Origin of the sequence: Bradyrhizobium sp. (assembly GCF_049586575.1) — a bacterium.
In the GTDB taxonomy this organism is placed as follows: Bacteria; Pseudomonadota; Alphaproteobacteria; order Rhizobiales; family Xanthobacteraceae; genus Bradyrhizobium.
On record NZ_JBAVCF010000641.1, the window covers coordinates 1 to 6804 of the forward strand.

The following is a 6804-nucleotide window of genomic DNA, read 5'->3' on the forward strand; positions in this document are numbered from 1 at the left end:
ACACCATCCTTCACTTCAGATCGATGATCCGCCTCTTGTCGCCATCGAACTCCATGCCGCAGAAGGCGCCGCCCTGGTAGAAATCGCCGACCGGATCCGGCTTGAGCTTGGCCTGTTCGGCAAAAGCATGCTCGCGGAAATCTTCGGCGCGGCCGGTCGGGCGATAGCCCAGATCGTAGGCGCGATGATTGTCCCACCATGCGCGCTCGTTATTGGAGGCGCCATAGAAAACTTCGAAATGAATGTCGGGGTGATCGAGCCCGATCCGGCAGAGCTGCACCAGGTCTTCCGGCTTGAGCCAGATCGAGAGCCGGCGATGGTCGAGCGGCTTTTCGCCGAAATTGCCGATCCGGATGCAGGTCACCTTCATGCCGTGCTTGTCCGCATAAAGCGCGCCAAGGGCTTCGCCGAACACCTTGCTGACGCCGTAGCGGCTGTCGGGCCGCGGCGTGACGTCGGTACCGATGTGGTGATGGCGCGGATAAAAACCGACCGCATGGTTAGACGACGCGAACACGATGCGCTTGACGCCCTTCTTGTGCGCGGCCTCGAACAGGTTGTAGCAGCCGATGATGTTGGATTGCAGGATATCGTCCCATGGACCTTCGACGGAATAGCCGCCGAAATGTACGATGCCGTCGACGCCTTCGCAAATCGCTTTGACCTCCGCCATGTTGGCGAGATTGGCCGCCTTGAATTTCTCGTTCTTGCCGAGGTCGGCGGGCGCTTTCAGGTCGCTTAAAAGCAAATCCGGATAGATCGGCGGCAGCAATTTGCGCAAGGACGTCCCGATTCCCCCTGACGCGCCGGTCATCAATATGCGTGGCATTTCATCCCTCGTTTCAGATACGGCAATATGGCGCGGCGCACGGTGCGCGGCAAGGCATGGCAGATCTTCCGCCGTGATAGCCCGCGAAAGCGGGGTATCCAGCACGCGGAGGATATCGGTTCAGTTCCATGCACCAGCGGATACCGGATCGGCCGCCTTCGCGGGCGATGACATCGAGGCAGCGCCGCCGCTTGCCGCCTTAGGACCGCGATGATAGCAGACAAGGACGGCGAGGAAATCAAACAACGGCAACGAGAACACTAAATGTCCGACAAGCCCGCACGCCCCGGCTTTCAGCCGGCCACGCAATATCCCGATCCCGCGATTCACGCGCTCGATCCCCGCTTTGAGAAATACTGGCTGAAGCTGTCGGCGGTTGAACGATTGGCGACCGGATTGCGCTGGGCCGAGGGGCCGGTGTGGTTCGGCGACGGGCGTTACCTGTTGTGCAGCGATATTCCCAACCACCGCATCATCAAGTGGGAAGAGGAAACGGGCAGCGTCAGCATCTATCGCAAGCCGTCGAATTTCGGCAACGGCAACACCCGCGATCGCCAGGGACGTCTGGTCACCTGCGAGCATGGCGGCCGGCGCGTGACCCGAACCGAATATGACGGTTCGATTACGGTGCTGATGGATTCTTTCGACGGCAAGAAACTGAACTCGCCGAACGACGTCGTGGTGAAATCCGACGGCTCGATCTGGTTCACCGATCCGGTCTTCGGCCTGCTCGGCAACTACGAGGGATACGTCGCGGAGTCCGAGATCGACGCCAACGTCTACCGCATCGATGGCAAAACCGGCAAAGCCACCATCGTCGCCGAGGGCGTCTTGGGACCGAACGGATTGTGCTTCTCGCCCGACGAGACAATCCTCTACATCGTGGAATCCCGCGGCGTGCCGAACCGCAAGATTCTCGCCTACGACGTCTCGCCTTCCGGCGACAAGATCACCAACAAGCGTGTCCTGATCGACGCCGGTCGCGGCACGCCCGACGGCATGCGTTGCGACATCGACGGCAATCTCTGGTGCGGCTGGGGCATGGGCGATGCCGAACTCGACGGCGTGATGATCTTTGCTCCCGACGGCAAACCGATCGGCCGCATCGCGCTGCCCGAGCGTTGCGCCAACGTCTGCTTCGGCGGGTTGAAGCGCAACCGCCTGTTCATGGCGGCGAGCCAGTCGATCTACGCACTCTATGTGAACACGCAAGGCGCGTTGGGGGGATAGGTCTCCGTCGTCCCGGCGAAAGCAGGAGCCATAGCCACAGGCGCCCACCGGTGAAATTCACTGGGGCGACAGCCTAACTCAAAACGTATTGCTATGGTTATCGGTCCCGGGTCGCGCTTCGCTTGCCCGGAACGACAGGAAATATCGGTCCAAACAAAAAACGCCGGAGCGGAAAAATCCGCCCCGGCGTTGTCGTAAAAGCAAAGCTTACGCCGCGTTGAAACCGGCGACCGCCTTGACCTCGAGATATTCCTCCAGGCCGAACTTGCCCCACTCGCGACCGTTGCCGGACTGCTTGTAGCCGCCGAACGGCGCGGTGCGGTCGTTCGGCACACCCTGCAAGTTGACGTTGCCGGCGCGGATGCGGCGGCCGACCTTGCGGGCATTTTCGACCGTGTCGGCGGTAACGTAACCGGCGAGGCCATAAGGCGTGTCGTTGGCGATCCGCACGGCGTCTTCCTCGTCCTTGGCGCCGAGGATGGTGAGCACGGGTCCGAAGATTTCCTCGCGCGCGATCGTCATGTCATTGGTGACGTCGGCGAAGATGGTCGGGCGAACGTAGAAGCCCTTGTTGACGCCCTCCGGGAGACCGGGACCACCGGCCACGAGCGTCGCGCCTTCCTCGATGCCTTTGTTGATGAGGGCCTGGATCTTGTCCCATTGGATGCGGGAGACGACCGGGCCGATGGTGGTGCCTTCGGCGCGCGGATCGCCGACCTTGGTCTTTTCAGCCACGCCCCTGGCGATGGCGGCGACTTCCTTCATCTTCGAGAGCGGCACGATCATCCGGCTCGGCGCGTTGCAGGACTGGCCGGAGTTGTTGAACATGTGCATCACGCCGCCGGTCACCGCCTTGACGAGATCGGCACCTTCGAGGATGACGTTCGGCGACTTTCCGCCGAGTTCCTGGCTGACGCGCTTGACGGTTGGAGCTGCGCGCTTGGCCACATCGATGCCGGCGCGGGTAGATCCCGTGAACGAGATCATGTCGATGTTCGGATGCTCGCTCATCGCGGCACCAACTTCGGGGCCGAGGCCGTTGATCAGGTTGAACACGCCCTTCGGCACGCCGGCTTCATGAAGGATTTCGGCGAAGATCAACGCCGAGGACGGCGTGAATTCCGAGGGCTTCAGGATCATGGTGCAGCCGGCAGCGAGCGCGGGCGCGACCTTGCAGGCGATCTGGTTCAGCGGCCAGTTCCACGGCGTGATCATGCCGACAACGCCGACCGGCTCGCGCACCACCACGGCGGTGCCGAGCGCTTCTTCGAAGTGATAGTTTTTCAGGACGTCAAGCGTGGACATGATGTGCCCAAGTCCGGCGCCGGCCTGCAGCTTCTCGGCCATCGGCAGCGGCGCACCCATCTCGTCGGAGACCGCCGCACCAATTTCCTTCATGCGGCCCTTGTAGATCTCGACGACCTTCGTCAGCAGCGCGACGCGCTCTTCACGGCTCGTCTGCGAATAGGTCTCGAAGGCACGCCTTGCGGCGGCGACCGCCTTGTCGACGTCCGCCTTGGAGCCGAGCGCAATCTCATACATCGCCTCTTCGGTCGCTGGATTGACGACTGGCGTGGACTTCTTGACGACCGGATCGACCCAGGCGCCATCGATGTAGAATTGCATGCGGTTAACCATCGTAGACCTCTTGATTTCACGGGCTGTCGGGGAATGGGCGCTCGGCCACATCCTTGTGCCAGCATCCTTGCACGAATGGGGGCAAAATTGAACCCGCCATATGCGGGACGCCGCGTTGCGGCCGCGGCTGGATATAGGATCGGTGATGTGAAGGACGCAAGACCGGCTCTGTTTCCCTCTCCTACAAGGGGAGAGCGAAAATTCCGTCACACGGCCAATTTCCGATGCCGCACCGGTGCACCGGCCGTCAGGCTTTCGGCCGCGTCGATGATGGCGTTGGCGTCGATGCCGTAGTGGCGATAGAGATCGTCGATCGTGCCGGTCTGCCCGAAATGCTCGACGCCGAGCGCTTCCAGTCGATGGCCGCGCACCCCGCCGAGCCAGGCCAGTGTCGCCGGATGCCCGTCGATCACGGTAACGAGACCGCAATCGCGCGGCAGCGGCGCGAGCAGCTTTTCGATGTGGGACAGATGGGCGACGCCGCGGCGATCGCGGCGCAAGCTTCGCGCCGCGCTCCATCCGGCATGCAACCGGTCGGCCGAGGTGATTGCCAGCAGGCCGATGTCGCGGCGGCTCTCGCCGATCAGCCCGACCGCTTCGATCGCTTCCGGTGCGAGCGCGCCTGTGTAGGCGATAACGACTTCCGCATTCGGTCCGGGTTTGCGCAGCCAGTAAGCGCCCTCGGTGATGCCGGCCTCCAACTCAGGCGTCATGATCCGCTGCGGCTGGTCGAGTGTGCGCGTGGTGAGCCGCAGATAGACCGAACCGCCCTCGCCGCCCTCGCGCTGCATGTGGCGGAAACCCCAGCCCATGATCACGGCGAGTTCGTCGACAAAGGCCGGTTCAAAAGACGAAAGCCCATCCTGCGCCATGCCGATCAAGGGCGTGGCGATCGACTGATGCGCGCCGCCTTCCGGCGCGAGCGTGATGCCCGAAGGCGTCGCCGCCACCATGAAGCGCGCGTCCTGATAGCAGGCATAGTTCAATGCATCGAGGCCGCGCTCGATGAAGGGATCGTAGAGCGTCGCCACCGGCAACAGCCGCTCGCCATTGATCGCATGCGACAATCCCAGCGCCGACATCAGGATGAACAGGTTCATCTCGGCGATGCCGAGTTCGATGTGCTGCCCCTTGGGCGAAGCGTCCCAGTTGAAGGTCGAGGGGATTTTTTCGCTGCGGAACAGGTCGGCCTTCTCGGCGCGCGCGAACAGGCCGCGACGGTTAACCCAGGCGCCGAGGTTGGTCGAGACCGTGACGTCGGGCGACGCCGTCACGATACGTGCCGCAAGCGCGCTGTCGCCGCGCGCGAGTTCATTCAGTACAAGCCCGAAACCCTGCTGGGTGGACATCTGCGGCGACGGCGAAAATGCAAGCCGCTCGGGAACTGCGATTTCAGGCGCGCTAAGACGCCGCCTGCCCTCGCGATTGAACGGCACGGACGACAGGAAGGCGTCGAGCGCGGCCGGCTCCTGCGGCAGGCCCTCGTACTTGTCCCACTCGTGGCCGGGCCGGATATTCTGGACGCTGCGCCACTTCTCCATCTGAGCGACTGTCATGAGACCCGCATGGTTGTCCTTGTGGCCCTGGAACGGCAGGCCGACCCCCTTGATGGTGTAGGCGATGAAGCAAACAGGTCGGTCATGGTCGATCGATTCGAATGCCTCGAGCATGCTCGCCATATCGTGGCCGCCGAGATTGGACATCAGCGCCAGCAGTTCCTCGTCGCTGCGCCGCTCGATCAATTGCGTCACCGGCCCCTGGTCGCCGATCTCGTCGCGCAAATGCTTGCGGAACGCCGCGCCGCCCTGAAAGCACAATGCCGCATAGAGCTGATTGGGACAGGCGTCGATCCATTTTCTTAAAGCCTCGCCGCCCCGTTCGGCAAAGGCCTCACGCATCAACCTTCCATATTTCACGATCACCACGTCCCAGCCGAAATTGCGGAACATGGATTCGAATTTCTCCCACAGGCCTTCGCGCACCACGGCGTCGAGACTCTGGCGGTTGTAGTCGACCACCCACCAGGTGTTGCGCAGACCGTGCTTCCACCCCTCCAGCAACGCCTCGAAGATATTGCCCTCATCCATTTCGGCGTCGCCGACCAACGCAATCATCCGTCCCTCGGGACGATCCTTGGCCCAGCCGTGCGCCTTGACGTAATCCTGCACCAGCGAGGCAAACAGCGTCTGCGCTACCCCGAGCCCAACCGAGCCGGTGGAAAAATCGACGTCGTCGACGTCCTTGGTTCGCGACGGATAGGATTGCGCGCCCTTGAAGCCGCGAAAGTTTTCCAGCTTCTCGCGGGTCTGGTGCCCGAACAGATATTGAATCGCGTGGAATACCGGGCTCGCATGCGGCTTCACCGCGACGCGGTCCTGCGGCCGCAGCACCGAAAAGTACAAGGCCGACATGACGGTGGCGAGCGAGGCGGAAGAAGCCTGGTGCCCGCCGACCTTCAACCCGTCGACATTGGGCCTGATATGGTTGGCATGGTGGATCGTCCAGGAAGACAGCCACAGCACCTTGCGTGCCAGTGCGGACAGGGTTTCCAGACGCGCTGATGCGGTCGGCATGGCGAAGCTCCCGGCCTTGGGATTTGGTGACCCGATTGCGGCGGATGTTACCGCGCCTGGTTTCGCCGAAAATCTCAAATTTTGGCGACATACCCTCATATTTTGGTATGATTTATCGACAGCCAGCCAATAACTGACGGTTTATTCCAATGAACGCCCTGGACGCCATCGACCGCAAGATTCTCGGCCTGTTGCAATCCGACGGCCGCATCACCATGGCCGAACTCGCCGAGAAGGTCGGGCTTTCGATCTCGCCCTGTCATCGCCGGGTGAAGCTGCTCGAAGAACGCGGCGTGATCACGCGCTATATCGCAACCGTCGACCAGAAATCGCTGGGCCTGCATGTCAGCGTTTTCATCTCGATCAAGCTGGCGCGGCAGAAGGAAGAGGACCTCAACCGCTTCGCGCGCGCGATCTCGAAATGGGACGAAGTGTTGGAATGTTATTTGATGACAGGCAACCGCGACTATCTGTTGCGCGTGGTTGTCGCGGATCTCGCTTCCTATGAAGCATTCCTGAAGAACAAGCTGACGC

At 62.1% G+C, this 6804-nt stretch carries 5 protein-coding genes; 2 read left to right on the forward strand and 3 right to left on the reverse strand.

Annotated features, from left to right (window positions below):
• Window positions 1-10 precede the first annotated feature (10 nt).
• Window positions 11-829, reverse strand: coding sequence for an NAD-dependent epimerase/dehydratase family protein (locus WB528_RS23700; protein ID WP_423891262.1), 819 nt, complete (start codon window positions 827-829; stop codon window positions 11-13).
• A 264-nt stretch (window positions 830-1093) separates the two neighbouring features.
• Between WB528_RS23700 and WB528_RS23705 the strand changes: the two genes are divergently transcribed.
• A complete protein-coding gene (locus WB528_RS23705; protein ID WP_423891265.1) occupies window positions 1094-2059 on the forward strand; it encodes an SMP-30/gluconolactonase/LRE family protein in 966 nt (321 codons plus the stop codon).
• A 207-nt stretch (window positions 2060-2266) separates the two neighbouring features.
• On the opposite strand, the gene WB528_RS23710 is transcribed toward WB528_RS23705, so the two are convergent.
• On the reverse strand, window positions 2267-3697 hold the full coding sequence (locus tag WB528_RS23710) for an aldehyde dehydrogenase family protein (protein ID WP_423891268.1): 1431 nt from the start codon (window positions 3695-3697) through the stop codon (window positions 2267-2269).
• Window positions 3698-3903: 206 nt separating this feature from the next.
• On the reverse strand, window positions 3904-6270 hold the full coding sequence (locus WB528_RS23715; protein WP_423891270.1) for a transketolase: 2367 nt from the start codon (window positions 6268-6270) through the stop codon (window positions 3904-3906).
• Window positions 6271-6419: 149 nt separating this feature from the next.
• Between WB528_RS23715 and WB528_RS23720 the strand changes: the two genes are divergently transcribed.
• Window positions 6420-6804 (forward strand): Lrp/AsnC family transcriptional regulator (locus tag WB528_RS23720; protein WP_423891272.1); only part of this gene is annotated, 385 nt, incomplete at its 3' end.